Raw genomic sequence first — 14,484 nt, 5'->3', positions numbered from 1 at the left:
CCGATGCGCTCCACACGCGTGGCCCGACGGTATGCACAGGCACTGATGAGTGCGGCGGAAGAACGCCATATCCTCGAGACGACCACGGCCGATCTGACGAAGATCGCCGGTGTCATCCAGGGGTCGCGTGAGTTCCGCGCGTTCCTCAACAGTCCCGTCGTGTCCGTTCCCCGCAAGAAAGGTGTTATGCGGGAGGTCTTCGGCACGACCGTCGGACCGGAGACGCTCGCGTTCCTGGATATGCTGGTCACGAAGCAGCGCGAAGGTGAACTTGCGGGGATCATTGAACAGTTCCATGCGCTCCATGATATCAAGATGGGGATCGCGAACGTCGATGTGACGGCCGCAGTGGAATTGACGGCACAGCAACAGAAGGCGCTCCAGAAGGAATTGGAGCAGCGGACGGGAAAGTCCGTGCGCCTGCGGGTGGCAGTGGATACTTCCATCCGGGGTGGATTGGTGGTGCGGATCGGCGACACCGTGCTGGATGCGAGCCTCTCGCATCAGCTCGAACGCCTCCGCGAACGATTTGCCCGGGGAGCTGCGCTCCCCCACTGAGAACGATCATCTGAAGGACCTGGCAATGGCAGAAGTACGACCGGAAGAAGTCTCCGCTATCCTGCGGAAACAGCTGGCGGGATTTGAGAAAGAGACCGACATCTATGACGTCGGGACGGTGCTGCAGGTAGGCGACGGCGTTGCGCGCGTCTACGGCCTCACCAAAGCGCTCATGAGCGAACTCGTGGAGTTCCCGCACGGTGTGTTCGGCATGGTGCTGAACCTCGAGGAGGACAACGTCGGTTGCATCCTCTTCGGCGAAAGCTCGGAGATCAAGGAAGGCGACACGGTCAAGCGTACCGGCCGCGTCGCGTCGATGCCCGTCGGGGAACAGATGCTCGGACGCGTGTTCAACGCGCTCGGCCAGCCCACCGATGGCCGTGGGCCGATCCACACCGACAAGTTCCTTCCGATCGAACGCAAGGCACTCGGCGTCATGCAGCGCTCGAAGGTCAACCAGCCTCTCCAGACCGGCATCAAGGCGGTGGATGGCATGATCCCGATCGGATGCGGACAGCGTGAGTTGATCATCGGCGACCGTCAGACCGGCAAGACCGCGGTGGCGCTCGATGCGATCATCAACCAGCGCTTCACCCACACGCCCGAGGCGAAGGCGCTTGGCATCGAGCCGGTGTATTGCATCTACGTTGCCATCGGCCAGAAGAGTTCGACCGTCGCACAGGTGGTGGACAAGTTGCAGCAGGAAGGGGCGATGGCGTACACAGCGGTGATCGCCGCTACGGCCAGTGATCCGGCCCCGTTGCAGTACATCGCCCCGTATTCCGGCGCCACGCTCGGCGAACACTTCCGCGACAGCGGACGCCATGCGCTCGTGGTGTATGATGATCTTACGAAACAGGCACAGGCCTATCGCCAGGTGTCGCTCCTCCTGCGCCGTCCGCCGGGACGCGAAGCGTATCCGGGCGACGTGTTCTATCTCCATTCGCGCCTGCTGGAGCGCTCGTCCAAACTGAACGCCGACCTGGGCGGTGGCAGCCTCACGGCGTTCCCGATCATTGAAACGCAGGCCGGCGACGTGTCCGCCTACATCCCGACGAACGTCATCTCGATCACCGACGGCCAGATCTACCTCGAGCCCGGCATGTTCAACGCCGGTATCCGTCCGGCCATCAACGTCGGTATCTCGGTCTCCCGCGTCGGTGGCACGGCGCAGATCAAGGCCATGCGCAAGGTGGCCGGGCGTCTGCGCCTGGAACTCGCGCAGTATGCGGAACTCGAAGCCTTCGCAAAGTTCGGTTCCGATCTGGACAAGGCGACGTTGCAGCAGCTCCGCCGCGGCGCGCGTCTGGTCGAACTGCTGAAGCAGGGACAGTATGTCCCGATGACGGTCGAGAAGCAGGTGGTCAGCCTCTTCGCCGGCACGAACGGCTATCTGGATGAGATCCCGGTAAGCGAGGTGCAGCGGTTCGAGCGCGAGTTGCTGGAACTGCTCGAGCTGAAGCACCCCGAGGTGCTCACGGGGATCGCGTCGAAGAAGGACCTCACGGACGAGATCACGGCATCGTTGAAGAAGATCCTCGGTGAGTTCACGGCTTCATTCAAGGCATCGGTGAAGGCATAAGGGAGCGACGGCAGTATGCCCACATTGCGAGAGGTACGCAGCCGCATCGTCGGTGTCAAGAAGACGCAGAAGATCACGCGTGCGATGAAGATGGTGGCCGCGGCGAAGTTGCGCCGGGCCCAGGGTGCCGTGATCGCCGCGCGTCCGTACGCCCGCGGCATGAAGGCGCTTCTGCAGCATCTGTTGCCATCGATGGAACCAGGCACCGAACCGCTGCTCACCGCGCGTCCGGTGAAGACGCTGGCGGTCGTGGTGATCACATCGGACCGTGGTATGTGCGGTGCGTTCAACACGAACATCATGCGTGCGGCACAGGCACACATGGCATCGGCGATGCCGGATTTCCGCACGAGCAAGTCGGCGCGGCTCTTCCTGCTTGGCAAGAAGGGGAGCGACTTCTTCTCGAAGCAGCAGCTGCCGATCATTGAGAAGCATCCCGGGTTCTTCAGCCATTTGAACAGTGGCGAAGCGGCGGCGATCGTGCGCAGGTTGATCGACCTCTACCTGCGCGGGGAGGTGGACCGAGTGGACCTCGTGTTCAACGAGTTCAAGTCGGTTGCCCAGCAGCGGGTGGTCATCGAGCAATTCCTGCCGATGGTCCCCGAGGCCGCTCCCGTTGCAGGGTCCGCCCATAGGAGTGTCGATTATATCTACGAACCTTCGCAAAAAGACATACTTTCAGCACTCTTGCCGCGATATCTGAATTTCACGTTCTGGAAGGCACTTCTGGAATCGAATGCAGCGGAGCAGGGGGCGCGGATGTCGGCCATGGAGAATGCCACCGAAAATGCCCGCGAAATGATCGAAACACTCCAGCTCCAGTACAATAAGGCCCGTCAGGCGGCCATTACGAAGGAGTTGCTGGAGGTCGTTTCTGGCGCCGAGGCCCAGAAGGCATAGCCGAAGCGTAGCCTTTGGGCGGCCGGCGTGGCGCCCTGTTCGAATAGTGCGTGTTTTCAGGAGTTGAGTTCGGCGATCTGCTCGTTCCCAATTGACCGGCCCACCCGGGGCGCACACGCGCCCGCCGCTGCCCTGATCCCCGGCGTCCAACCATTCTGTAGTTGCATAACTTCTGTATTTTCAGTATCTTATACATCCTTGCCACAAAACCGCCCGAATTGGGCGGTTGGTGTGCTTATGGATGATCCATGTTCGAAGACCTTAGTAGAAAACTTGACGGTGTCCTGAAGCGCCTGCGCGGGCAGGGGAAGATCTCCGAAGCGAACGTTGCGGAGACCCTGCGTGAGGTGCGGCGTGTGCTATTGGACGCCGACGTGAACTACAAGGTCGCGCGTCAGTTCGTTGATGATGTGTTGCGCCGTGCGGTGGGGCAGGACGTGTTGCAGAGCATCACCCCCGGGCAGCTCATCATCAAGATCATCTTTGATGAACTGAACCGCCTGCTGGGGACGCAGAACGTCGGGATCACGTTCGCCCCGATGCCGCCGACCGTCATCATGGTCGCAGGCCTTCAGGGGTCCGGCAAGACAACTTTTTGCGCGAAACTTGCGTTGCATCTGAAGGGGCAGGGACGCTTCCCGCTCCTCGCGGCAGCGGACGTGCACCGTCCCGCGGCCATCGACCAGCTCGAGGTGCTCGGCAAGCAGATCGGGATCCCGGTGTATGCCGATCGTGGTGCCGGGGCGGTGGATGTTGCGCGTGGAGCGCTGGAGCATGCGCGGCAGAGTGCGCGCGACGTTGTTATCGTCGACACCGCCGGCCGTCTGCATGTGGATGAAGATATGATGCGTGAGGCGGAAGCGGTGAAGACCGCGGTCCAGCCTCACGAGATCCTGTTCGTTGTCGACGCGATGACCGGTCAGGATGCCGTGAACACGGCACTGGCGTTCCATCAGCGATTGCAGTACAGCGGTGCGGTGCTCACCAAGATGGACGGTGATGCACGCGGCGGCGCGGCGATCTCGCTGCGCGCCACCGTCGGTGTCCCGATCAAGTTCATCGGCACCGGCGAGAAGCCGGAGGCGCTCGAGAAATTCCATCCCGACCGTCTCGCATCGCGCATCCTCGGCATGGGCGATATCGTCACGCTCGTCGAGAAGGCGCAGGAGCAGTTCGATGAAGAGAAGGCCGTCGCGCTCGAGTCGAAACTCCGCAAGGCGCAGTTCACCCTGGAAGATTTCATGGATCAGCTCCAGGAAGTGAAGAAGATGGGGCCGCTGAATCAGGTGATGGGCATGTTGCCCGGCATGCAGCGGCTTCCGGAGAACGTGACGGTGGACGAGAAGGCGCTGGGAAGGATCGAAGCGATGATCCGTTCCATGACGCCGGAAGAGCGGCGCAAGCCGCAGATCCTGAACGGCAGCAGGCGCAAGCGCATCGCGGCCGGCAGCGGGTGCACCGTGCAGGACCTGAACAGGTTGATCAAACAGTATGAACAGATGCAGCGCATGATGAAGACCCTGAGCAAGGGCGGCAATTTCGGCCGCATGGCACGGGGGATGCGTATTCACCCATAGCAGCAGAACAAAGGAGAACGACGTTGGCAGTACGACTGCGTTTGCGGCGCATCGGCAAGAAGAAGATGCCGATGTATCAGATCGTGGCGGCGGATTCGCGCACGGCCCGGAACGGGCGGTTCCTCGAAGTGGTCGGCCGGTATGAACCCCGGCATGAGCCGCTGTTGATCGAGACCAAAGAGACGCGGGTCTTCCATTGGCTGAAGAACGGCGCGCGTCCTACGGATACCGTGCGCAGCCTCTTCCAGCGCAACGGGCTCTGGCTCAAGTGGAACCTGACCCGTATCGGCAAGGATGCTGCTACCATCGCTGGTGTGATGGAGAAGTGGCAGGCCCAGCAGGCCGGGCGCCCGGAACGTGATGCGGCCCGCAAGGTCCGTCGCGCCGAGGCCAAGAGGAAGGCAAGCAAGGGTGGAGCCGAGGCTCCGGCACCCGCGGCAGCTGCGGCTCCGGAAGCCGGCGCGTGATCTGCGGTGTCCCGTTCGGCGGGACACCAGGTGGGGAAGGGCGGACCTTGACGGTCCGGGGACAGTGAAGGCGAAGGTGTGCGCGTAGGGTGGACTGTTGTCCCGAGGAGGACGTATGCAGGAGTTACTCGAATTCATCGCCAGACGGCTCGTGGAACGTCCGGAGAGCGTCGTGGTCCATTGTGTGCCCGGTGAAACGAAGATCGTCTTCCGGCTCGAAGTGGCCGAGGAAGACATCGGCAAGGTGATCGGGCGCAACGGGCGGACCGCACAGTCGCTCCGGGTCCTTCTCGCAGCGGTCGCGGCGCGCGAAGGCAAACGGGCGATCCTGGAAATATCGAATTGAGTGTTGGTGTTGAAGGATTGATCGCCATCGGCCGCATCGTGAAGGCCTTTGGCGTGCGCGGTGATCTGATCGTCCGCCCGATGACGGATGAACCGGAACGCTTCTCCGCAACACGCCGGGTGTTCCTTGGAAGACAGGCCGATGTCCTCGCGGGTACAGGGACCGTGGTGGAAGAGACCACGATCGAGGAATCCCAGATCGACGGCCGCGGTGTACGGCTGCACCTGGCCTCCGTCCCCGACCGCACCGCCGCAGAGAAGAGTGTGGGGCTCCTCGTCCTGATCCCGAAGGAGGAGCGCCTTTCTCTCGAGGACGGGCGGTACTATGTGGACGACCTGATCGGGCTGACCGTGCAGAGTGTGTCCGGCGAACGGTTCGGTACCCTCGCCGATGTGATGAGGCTGCCGGGGCACGATGTGTATGTGGTCCGCGACAACGGGACCGAATTCATGATCCCCGCCGTCAAAGAGTTCATCAAAGTCGTGGACCTTGCGGCGCGGACGGTGACGGTGGAGTTGATCGAAGGGATGCGCGGGTGATACGGATCGACGTGGTGACCGGGTTCCCCCGACTCGTCGAAGGCCCGTTGCAGGAAAGCATGCTCAAGCGGGCGCGCGAACTCGGATTCGCGGAGATCGTGGTGCACGATCTGCGCGATGCGACGTCCGACAAGCACCGCACGATCGACGACGCTCCCTTCGGGGGCGGCGCCGGGATGGTGCTGAAGCCCGAACCGATGTTCACCTGCGTGGAGCGGTTGCAGGCGGAGCGGATGTATGATGAAGTGATCTATCTCTCGGCGGACGGTGAGAAGTTGACCCAGCCGCTGGCGAATGCGCTCTCGCTGCGCCACAACATTCTGTTGCTGTGCGGCCACTACAAAGGGATCGACGAGCGTATCCGCGAGCGGCTTGTGACACGGGAGATATCGATCGGCGATTATGTGCTCACGGGAGGCGAACTCCCGGCACTGGTGGTGATCGATGCTGTGGTCCGGCTCATCCCCGGCGTGCTCCACGATGGCACGTCGGCGTTGAACGACTCGTTCCAGGACCCGTTGCTCGATGCCCCGCAGTATACACGGCCCGCAGTGTTCCGGGACATGGCCGTACCCGATGTACTCCTTTCCGGCGACCATGCCGCGATCGAGCGGTGGCGGGAGGAACAGCGTTTGCGGCGCACGGAGCAGCGCCGCCCGGATCTGCTAAACGAACAGTGACACTGTCCATCTTTGGAGATGATCATGGAGAAGATCAAGCTGGTTGAAGCAACACAGTTGAAGAGCGGCATCCCCGCATTCAACTCGGGCGACACGTTGAACGTGCACGTCCGCGTCATCGAAGGCGACAAGGAGCGCATCCAGCAGTTCCAGGGTGTCGTGATCGCCCGCCACGGTGCCGGGATGAACGCCACGTTCACCATCCGCAAGGTCTCCGACGGCGTCGGTGTGGAGCGCATCTTCCCGGTGCATTCCCCGCGCCTCGCGAAGATCGAGAAGGTCAAGGAAGGCTCCGTCCGCCGCGCAAAGCTCTACTACCTGCGGAAGCTGGCAGCCAAGGCCATCCGCCAGAAGACCAACGCATAACACGGACGTCTCTTCCGTGTCGTGCCGGCCTGCTCCCGATCGTCGTCCCGGCGTGTTGCGCACCCGTGCGCCCCACGCCGTGATGCCTCTGCGTCAGCGCAGGGTGCCGCGGAGCGCCCGATGACCCTCCACAGCCTCCGTCTCGGCGTCCCTGTCGATTTCTACACCGCGCCGCTGGTGGTCCCGCTCGCAGCGTCCGAGGCGTTCGTACGTCACGCAGATACCCCTGCGCGCCTTGCCCTCGCATTGCGCGAGAAGAAACTGGATGCCGCCTTCCTGTCGCCCCTGGAGTACGCACGCGACAGCTCCCTGTTCGAGGTCATCCCCGGTGCCGGAGCGAGTTCATCCGTCAGCACCGGGACCGTCTCCCTCATCTTCCGCGACGAACATCTCCATTCGGTCTCGACCATCGCCATCGATCCAGCATTCCCGTCCGAGATCGTCCTCGCCCGTATCATCCTTGCGGAAGAGTACGAACTGTCGCCGAAGTTCGTTCCGGCGACGGGGTCTGTCGACGATATGCTCGCACGCGCCGATGCGGTCCTCCTCGCCGGCGATGCGTCGCTGCGTGCGGTGGATGTGCATCCGAACAGGATCGATCTTGTGGAAGCATGGACCGAGTTGACCGATCTGCCGTATGTCCACGGGATGTGGGTCGTCCCGACCGGCGGAGGCAGCCCGGAGCTCGCACAGATCCTGCAGGACGCGGCGCGGAAAGCCTATGACACCGTGGACACGATCACCGGCAGCGCACCGCCGGCGCTCTTCCCCGGGCAGAATCAAGCATCCCTCGCAGACTACCTCAACGCGTTCGCCTACGACCTCACGGAAGAGGACCTGGACAGCGTTCAGGAGTTCATGCGCTTCGCCTACTATCACGGCGTCCTTCCGGACGTTGGTGACCTCAATATGTACTCGCCCGACACGCCCGATCGCCCGAACGACGACGAATAGCGTCGCGTTGAATCTTTCTCAAAAGATGGGTAGATTGACCGCATGCTTAAGTCGCTGCAGATCAGGAATTACGCCCTCATCGAGGAACTCAGCGTTCCCTTCTCCAGTGGTCTCGTGATCATCACCGGCGAGACCGGTGCAGGCAAATCCATCATTGTTGATGCCCTCGGACTCGTGCTCGGCGAACGCGCGAGCAGTGAAGCCGTGCGCACGGGGTGCGACAAAGCCATCGTGGAGGGCATCTTCGATGTGACGGGCAACGCGCGCGTCACGGAGCTCCTCCAGGCGAATGAACTCGATACCTCCGAGGAAATGATCGTCCGCCGCGAAGTATCCGCCAGAGGCCAGAGCCGCTGCTTCATCAATGATTCTCCGGTCACCCTTGCGCTCCTCAAGCAGGCGGGAGAGATGCTCGTCGACCTCCACGGGCAGCATGAGCATCAGTCCCTCCTGCGCGTCGATACGCATTGTGGCATGGTCGACGATTTTGGCGGGCTGGACGGGATGGTGCGGGAGTATCGTGAATCGTTCCACACGCTGAAAGCGGTCGCCGCCGAGGTCCAGGAATTGCGCGACCGGGAACAGCAACTCCGCGAGAAGCGCGACTTCTGCCTCTTCCAGGCGCAGGAGATCGATGCCGTCTCTCCGCAGGCCGGCGAAGAAGAACGCCTCGAGACCGACCTCCGCATCCTCGAGAACAGCGAGAAGCTGCACACGGCCACCGCCGACCTTCACACGGCGCTCTACGAAGGCGACCGGTCGGCGCACGATCTGCTCGTCATCGCCCGCAATCAACTGCACACCCTGTCCGCCATCGATCCGCAATTCGCGGATGCCGCACGGGAATGCGCTTCCGCCGCGGCGATCGTGAATGAACTCGCGAAGTTCATCCAGGGGTACAATGCCCGGGTCGAGTTCGCCCCGGACAGGCTCGAAGAACTGCGCGACCGGCTCGGCCGCATCGCGTTCCTCAAGAAGAAATATGGCGGATCGATCGAAGCCGTCATCGCCCACCGCGAAGCCATCGGACGTGACCTGGAGCTCGCCGACAACTTCGACGGGGTGCTCCAGAAGATGCAGAAGGACCTGGACGCGGCACGCGCCGAATGCGCCCTCCGGGCCGAGCGGCTTTCGGTGAAGCGGCATGAGGTCGGGAAGAAGATCGACAAAGCCATCGTGCAGGAACTCGCGAAGCTCGGCATCGCCCATGCACGCTTCACCACGCACGTCGATCAGGCGGCGATCGAGAATGGCCGTGGCGCCAGGGCCGTGCTGCCCGATGACGCCGTCCTGCGCGGGAAGACGCCCGTCCGCCTGAATGCCCGCGGCTATGATGATGTGGAGTTCTATATTTCCACGAATGCAGGCGAGGACGAGAAGCCGCTGACGAAGGTCGCCTCCGGCGGTGAGATCTCCCGGATCATGCTTGCGCTCAAGAGCATCCTCGCGCGCACGGACCGTTTGCCCGTGCTGATCTTCGATGAGATCGACGTCGGCGTCAGCGGCCGCATCGCGCAGGCGGTGGGGGCCAGCATGAAGAGCCTTGCAGGCTTCCATCAGGTCATCGCCATCACACACCTTCCGCAGATCGCGGGCTTTGCGGATACGCATTGTGTTGTCACCAAGAAAGAACAGAACGGACGCGCCTCCACGTCGCTCCGCCGCCTCACCCTCGATGAGCAGGTCCGCGAAGTCGCCCGGCTCATGAGCGGTGCCGAGGTGACGGAAGCCGGCCTCGCAGGTGCCCGTGAACTCATGGGGTTACGGTAATGGGCCTTTCCGTCTACAATACACTCTCACGCTCGCTGGAAGAATTTCACCCGCTGGAAGAAGGCACCGTCCGCATGTATGTGTGCGGCCCCACGGTCTATGGCCACTCCCATCTCGGACATGCGAAAAGCTATGTTTCGTTCGATGTGATCGTGCGATGGCTGCGCGTCCTGGGGTATCGCGTCCTGTACGTGCAGAACATCACGGATGTCGGCCATCTCACGGACGATGCGGACGAGGGCGAAGACAAGCTCCTCAGGCAGTCGCAGAAGGATCGTGTCCATCCCATGCAGGTGGCGGAGATGTATACGCGCAGCTACTTTGAGGATATGGACAGGATGCATGTGCTCCGTCCGGACATTGCGCCTCGTGCGACCGGGCACATCACCGAGCAGATCACGCTCGTCGAGAAGCTCATCGCGTTGAAGCTGGCCTATCATGTGAACGGCTCCGTGTATTTCGACGTGAACGCCTTTGCGGAGTATGGCAAGCTCTCGCACCGCGCCACGGACGAGCTCACGGCGGGAGCGCGTGTGGATGTGAATGTGGAGAAGCGGAACCCGGCGGACTTCGCCGTCTGGAAGAAGGCCGGTCCCGGCCACATCATGCGCTGGCCCAGCCCCTGGGGTGAAGGTTTCCCGGGCTGGCATCTGGAGTGCTCGGCAATGTCGATGAAGTACCTCGGCGAGAGCTTCGATATCCATGGGGGAGGCCTCGAGAACCAGTTCCCGCATCACGAATGTGAGATCGCGCAGAGCGAAGGGGCCACGGGCAAGCCGTTCGTGAAGTACTGGCTGCACAATAATATGGTCACGGTCGACGGCCGGAAGATGGGGAAGTCGCTGGGCAATTTCATCACCCTGAAGGATGCCTTCGCGCGATGGTCCCCTGCGATGGTGCGCTTCTTCATTCTCCAGAGCCACTACCGCAGCACCCTGGACTTCAGTGCGGAAGCTGTGGTCGGGGCAGGCAAGGGTCTCGAGAAGTTGCACAACACGATCCGTTCCATCCGCGACCGCATCGCCACCGCGCCCGAAACGGGCGACCCCTCGGGCATCGATCTCGCACCCTTCGAACAGGCATTCCGCGCGGCGATGAACGAAGACTTCAATGCGCCCCAGGCGATCGGCGTCCTCTTCGATCTGTCGCGCGAGGTGAACACGGTGCTGGCACGGCCGGGAACGATCGGGAAGCACGCCCTGCTGGAGATCGAAGCGTTCTACACCAGGTTCGCAGGCGATGCGCTTGGCATCATGCCTGACGAATCGGGTGCGCGCGGTCAGGAAGCGAGTCTCGAACCGGGGCTCATGGACCTGTTGATCTCCTTGCGTGCCGACCTCCGCAAGGAGAAGCTCTGGGCATTGTCGGACAGGATCCGTGACGGGCTCATAGCGACCGGGGTCGTGTTGGAGGACAAGAAGGAAGGGACTTCGTGGAAACGCGCACCGCGCACATGAAGCTCGTGGCCACGGCGTTCCTGCTCCTCACGTGCTTCCAGAACGCCACAGCGCAGGGAGCCGCAGGGTCCGGCGGCGGGCTTGAGCCGCGCTTCCTTGTCGACGTGCCCACGGCGGGCATGCTGGACAAGGGGACCTTCGCGCTTGATGTCGACTTCTACCAGGAAGGCGGGGTCCTGTTCGGGATGAGTGCGGGGATCCTCGAGCGCCTCAGCTTCGGCATCTCGTACGGCGGCATGCGCCTCATCGGTGCGGAGTCGCCCGTCATGAATGACATACCCGGGGTCAATCTCCGGATCCGCATCATCGAAGAGAACATGGCATTCCCCGCGATCGTGATCGGGTTCGATTCGCAGGGGAAGGACGGCTACATCAAGGGACAGGACCGGTACCGCATCAAATCGCCCGGTCTGTTTGCCGTGGCCAGCAAGAACTATTTGTTGCTCGGGTACTTCAGCCTTCATGGCGGCGTGAACTACAGTTTTGAGAGAGCCGACGGCGACCGGGACATCAATCTGTTCATCGGCGCGGAGAAGACGATCGGTCCGATCATCTCCGTCGTTGCGGAGTACAACTTCGGCCTGAATGATAACAGTGGGAGTGCGATCGGGAAGGGGAGGGGATACGTCAATGCAGGGTTGAAGGTCTCGATCGGCAATGGGCTCACGCTCGGCGTGAATATGAAGGACATCATCAAGAACGGCCGCGACATTTCGGTTGCCAACCGGACGGTGCGTTTGGAATATGCCCGGGCGTTCTGATGTGCTGTGTGGTTTAGTGGACGGTGGCCACACGTTTGAGCAGTACCCCCCCCTCCGACCCCTCAATTTCCCCCAATTTCGCCATATCGCTCATCCTTGCACCATGGCACCAATATTGTGATATTGTCTGGTACGTAGAGGAGGAACCATTCATGAAAACCTTGACACTTCGCCTGATGCTGCCTGCGGCAGCGCTCTTGCTGCTGCTGGTACCCGGCTGCTATACGCAGCTCGGAACCGTACACGACGACCATCAGTACGTGTACAACGAAGAAGACGAATACATTCCTGAGGACACCGTCTCACAGGAAGACTACGAAGAAGCACGCTCCCAATTCTATGATGACACGTACGGGTACTACCCGCAGACCGTCATCGGGGTTGGGTACGGAGCACCGTGGGGGTATGGCGGGTATTACGATCCGTTCTGGGGGTGGTGCGGAACGGGGTACTACTCACCCTACCACTATTCCGGCTGGCCGTATTATGGGGGGTATGGATATCTTCCGTACGGTTACTCGCATCATGGTGGCGGAGGCGGGTACGTGACACGCGGCACCAGCCACGGGACGACGCGCAACTTCGGTTCGACGCGTTCCTCGGGTAGCGTGCGCGGTGGTACGGCAGGATCGTACGCTCCGTCGGGTTCCCGCTCTGCTTCAGGCGGGTCGGGTGGTTCAACGGTTCTGCCGACAGGGCGGACGAACACCGGTGCGCGTGGTGCAGCGGTGGGAGGCACCACGTCCCGTAATTCGGGCAATCGCAATGGCTCGGTCGGTGGGGCCACAACGCGCTCTGCCCCGCGTCCCTCAGGCAGCACGCGGTCGGGGCGTCGCGAAGAGCGATATAACCCGCCGCCAAGCTACGGCGGATCGTCAGGCTCTTCGTCATCGGGAAGCAGTGGCAGCAATGGTGGCGGCCGGTCATCGACGCCCGCTCCATCGTCGCCGCCGTCGTCACCTCCGCCCAGCAGCGGTGGCAGTGCTCCGACGAATACGGGCGATCGCGGCGGCAGGAGCCGCTGATATACCAACGAGGAAACTATGAACCAGCATCGGATGAGCATACTTCAACAGTGGACAGCAGCGGTGATGCTGCTGGTGGTTTCGACAGGTGCAATGAGGGCACAATACCCTGAAGATGCATTGCGCCTGGGAATGTCCGGCATCGGCGTTGGCGCACGTGCGATCGCCATGGGAGGGGCCTACACGGGCGTTGCCAGTGATTACAGCGCGATCTATTGGAATCCTGCCGGCCTTGCGCAGATGCAGTACAGTGAGTTCTCTGCTGGCCTCTCCTATCTCAGTATGAAGAACACCAGCACCTTCTTCGGCAGCTCGCAGGGCTATACCAATTCCAGCACCGCACTGAACAGCCTCGGCCTTGTGCACAAAGTGCCGACGCTCCGTGGCAATCTGGTGCTCGGATTCGGGTTCCACCGGCAGGCGAATTTCCTGTCGGGACTGTCGTTCACCGGCTTCAATCCGAACAGCAGTATCATTCAAACGTATGCGCGGAATGGCGCCCAGTACCCATCCGATATCTCCGGCAACATCGCGTATCAATTGTATCTGGCGGACATCGACACGGTGAGCGGTACGTTCGTCAGCCCGATCACGAGCAGGGTCACACAGCTCGCCAGTGTGCTCGAAGCCGGCGGCTTGAACAACTGGTCTGTCAGTGGCGCTCTGGATGTCGCGAAAGAAGTTTCTCTCGGCCTGACCCTCACCTACGTGTCCGGAACGTACCGCTACGATCGCACGTATGACGAGCAGGACCGTGCCAACGTGTATCAGTCGTTCCCGTTTGATTTCGACAGGTATACGCTCGAAGAGTATGTTGATGGTGATATCTCCGGGTTCAATGCCAAGTTCGGCCTCATGTACAGGGTTCCGGACCGGTTCCGGGTGGGCCTGACGGTGAAGACCCCGACGGCCTTCACTGTGAAGGAGAATTTCGGTTCCTATGCCCGTGCATACTACGACAATGGCGACATCAAGCCGAACGACAGGCCGTTCGAAGACCTGGCTTCCGGCGACTACGGTGTCCGTACGCCCTGGGTCTTCAGTGCGGGTGCATCGGTCATGTTCGGCGACCTGGTCCTCTCCGGCGATGTGGAATACACGGATTGGACGCAGATGGAGTTCAAGGATGCCAGCAATGATGTGATGGCCCAGAACAGGGATTTCAAGACCCTGTTCCGTCCTACGGCCGACCTCCGGGCAGGTGCGGAGTATCAGTTCCCGGGCGGGTTGCGTCTCCGTGGCGGGTTCATGATGAACCGTTCGCCGTATGAGGGCGATCCGAGCTCATTCGACCAGAAGTATCTCACCGGCGGTCTCGGTATCCCGCTCGGCGGATCCACGATGCTGGATCTCACCTACGCCCGGGGCTGGTGGGACACGTTCAGGACGAATTACAACAGCACGTCGCGGGTGAACGAAAGCATCACCACCAACACCATCCTGGCGACCTTCTCGCACCGGTTCTAGGGCCGGATTGCATCACTCCCAGCCTTTCAATATAT

15 protein-coding genes are annotated in these 14,484 nt (G+C 61.8%); all 15 read left to right on the top strand.

Annotated features, from left to right (window positions below; all coding sequences use genetic code 11):
- Nucleotides 1-3 precede the first annotated feature (3 nt).
- Complete coding sequence (locus tag IPI01_14015) at nucleotides 4-558, top strand: F0F1 ATP synthase subunit delta (protein ID MBK7258884.1); 555 nt, start codon at nucleotides 4-6, stop codon at nucleotides 556-558.
- A 25-nt stretch (nucleotides 559-583) separates the two neighbouring features.
- A complete protein-coding gene (locus IPI01_14010; protein MBK7258883.1) occupies nucleotides 584-2,140 on the top strand; it encodes a F0F1 ATP synthase subunit alpha in 1,557 nt (518 codons plus the stop codon).
- Nucleotides 2,141-2,155: 15 nt separating this feature from the next.
- Complete coding sequence (gene atpG / locus IPI01_14005; GenBank protein ID MBK7258882.1) at nucleotides 2,156-3,040, top strand: ATP synthase F1 subunit gamma; 885 nt, start codon at nucleotides 2,156-2,158, stop codon at nucleotides 3,038-3,040.
- Between the two features lie 248 nt (nucleotides 3,041-3,288).
- On the top strand, nucleotides 3,289-4,617 hold the full coding sequence (gene ffh, locus IPI01_14000; protein MBK7258881.1) for a signal recognition particle protein: 1,329 nt from the start codon (nucleotides 3,289-3,291) through the stop codon (nucleotides 4,615-4,617).
- A 23-nt stretch (nucleotides 4,618-4,640) separates the two neighbouring features.
- The gene (gene rpsP / locus IPI01_13995) at nucleotides 4,641-5,084 is read left to right on the top strand and encodes a 30S ribosomal protein S16 (GenBank protein ID MBK7258880.1); all 444 of its coding nucleotides are present in this window, start codon (nucleotides 4,641-4,643) and stop codon (nucleotides 5,082-5,084) included.
- A gap of 115 nt (nucleotides 5,085-5,199) precedes the next feature.
- Nucleotides 5,200-5,430 carry a KH domain-containing protein gene (locus IPI01_13990; GenBank protein ID MBK7258879.1) on the top strand — a complete coding sequence of 77 codons (231 nt, stop codon included), beginning with the start codon at nucleotides 5,200-5,202 and terminating at the stop codon, nucleotides 5,428-5,430.
- Complete coding sequence (rimM, locus tag IPI01_13985; protein MBK7258878.1) at nucleotides 5,427-5,969, top strand: 16S rRNA processing protein RimM; 543 nt, start codon at nucleotides 5,427-5,429, stop codon at nucleotides 5,967-5,969. The genes IPI01_13990 and rimM overlap by 4 nt, the downstream gene beginning before the upstream one ends.
- Nucleotides 5,969-6,649, top strand: a complete 681-nt coding sequence (gene trmD, locus IPI01_13980; GenBank protein ID MBK7258877.1) for a tRNA (guanosine(37)-N1)-methyltransferase TrmD — start codon at nucleotides 5,969-5,971, stop codon at nucleotides 6,647-6,649. The genes rimM and trmD overlap by 1 nt, the downstream gene beginning before the upstream one ends.
- Before the next feature lie 18 nt (nucleotides 6,650-6,667).
- Nucleotides 6,668-7,015 carry a 50S ribosomal protein L19 gene (gene rplS / locus IPI01_13975; protein ID MBK7258876.1) on the top strand — a complete coding sequence of 116 codons (348 nt, stop codon included), beginning with the start codon at nucleotides 6,668-6,670 and terminating at the stop codon, nucleotides 7,013-7,015.
- Nucleotides 7,016-7,135: 120 nt separating this feature from the next.
- Nucleotides 7,136-7,969: a hypothetical protein gene (locus IPI01_13970; protein ID MBK7258875.1), complete on the top strand. Its 834-nt coding sequence runs from the start codon at nucleotides 7,136-7,138 to the stop codon at nucleotides 7,967-7,969.
- Between the two features lie 42 nt (nucleotides 7,970-8,011).
- The gene (recN, locus tag IPI01_13965; protein ID MBK7258874.1) at nucleotides 8,012-9,739 is read left to right on the top strand and encodes a DNA repair protein RecN; all 1,728 of its coding nucleotides are present in this window, start codon (nucleotides 8,012-8,014) and stop codon (nucleotides 9,737-9,739) included.
- On the top strand, nucleotides 9,739-11,196 hold the full coding sequence (locus IPI01_13960; GenBank protein MBK7258873.1) for a cysteine--tRNA ligase: 1,458 nt from the start codon (nucleotides 9,739-9,741) through the stop codon (nucleotides 11,194-11,196). The genes recN and IPI01_13960 overlap by 1 nt, the downstream gene beginning before the upstream one ends.
- Nucleotides 11,172-11,957 (top strand): YjbH domain-containing protein, encoded by a 786-nt coding sequence (locus tag IPI01_13955; protein MBK7258872.1) that lies wholly within the window; start codon nucleotides 11,172-11,174, stop codon nucleotides 11,955-11,957. The genes IPI01_13960 and IPI01_13955 overlap by 25 nt, the downstream gene beginning before the upstream one ends.
- Nucleotides 11,958-12,109: 152 nt before the next feature.
- Nucleotides 12,110-12,982, top strand: coding sequence for a hypothetical protein (locus IPI01_13950; protein MBK7258871.1), 873 nt, complete (start codon nucleotides 12,110-12,112; stop codon nucleotides 12,980-12,982).
- An 18-nt stretch (nucleotides 12,983-13,000) separates the two neighbouring features.
- Nucleotides 13,001-14,449, top strand: a complete 1,449-nt coding sequence (locus tag IPI01_13945) for an outer membrane protein transport protein (GenBank protein ID MBK7258870.1) — start codon at nucleotides 13,001-13,003, stop codon at nucleotides 14,447-14,449.
- Nucleotides 14,450-14,484 lie beyond the last annotated feature (35 nt).

Source organism: Ignavibacteriota bacterium (assembly GCA_016707525.1).
Taxonomy (GTDB): domain Bacteria; phylum Bacteroidota; class Ignavibacteria; order UBA10030; family UBA6906; genus JAGDMK01.
This window is presented reverse-complemented; position numbering and strand designations above follow the sequence as displayed.

Bases quoted from the DNA above. Each gene is read 5' to 3' on its own strand.
- IPI01_14015 (MBK7258884.1), top strand. From the start codon at position 4: ATGCGCTCCACACGCGTGGCCCGACGGTATGCACAGGCACTGATGAGT.
- IPI01_14010 (MBK7258883.1), top strand. From the start codon at position 584: ATGGCAGAAGTACGACCGGAAGAAGTCTCCGCTATCCTGCGGAAACAG.
- atpG (MBK7258882.1), top strand. From the start codon at position 2,156: ATGCCCACATTGCGAGAGGTACGCAGCCGCATCGTCGGTGTCAAGAAG.
- ffh (MBK7258881.1), top strand. From the start codon at position 3,289: ATGTTCGAAGACCTTAGTAGAAAACTTGACGGTGTCCTGAAGCGCCTG.
- IPI01_13990 (MBK7258879.1), top strand. From the start codon at position 5,200: ATGCAGGAGTTACTCGAATTCATCGCCAGACGGCTCGTGGAACGTCCG.
- rplS (MBK7258876.1), top strand. From the start codon at position 6,668: ATGATCATGGAGAAGATCAAGCTGGTTGAAGCAACACAGTTGAAGAGC.
- IPI01_13970 (MBK7258875.1), top strand. From the start codon at position 7,136: ATGACCCTCCACAGCCTCCGTCTCGGCGTCCCTGTCGATTTCTACACC.
- recN (MBK7258874.1), top strand. From the start codon at position 8,012: ATGCTTAAGTCGCTGCAGATCAGGAATTACGCCCTCATCGAGGAACTC.
- IPI01_13960 (MBK7258873.1), top strand. From the start codon at position 9,739: ATGGGCCTTTCCGTCTACAATACACTCTCACGCTCGCTGGAAGAATTT.
- IPI01_13950 (MBK7258871.1), top strand. From the start codon at position 12,110: ATGAAAACCTTGACACTTCGCCTGATGCTGCCTGCGGCAGCGCTCTTG.
- IPI01_13945 (MBK7258870.1), top strand. From the start codon at position 13,001: ATGAACCAGCATCGGATGAGCATACTTCAACAGTGGACAGCAGCGGTG.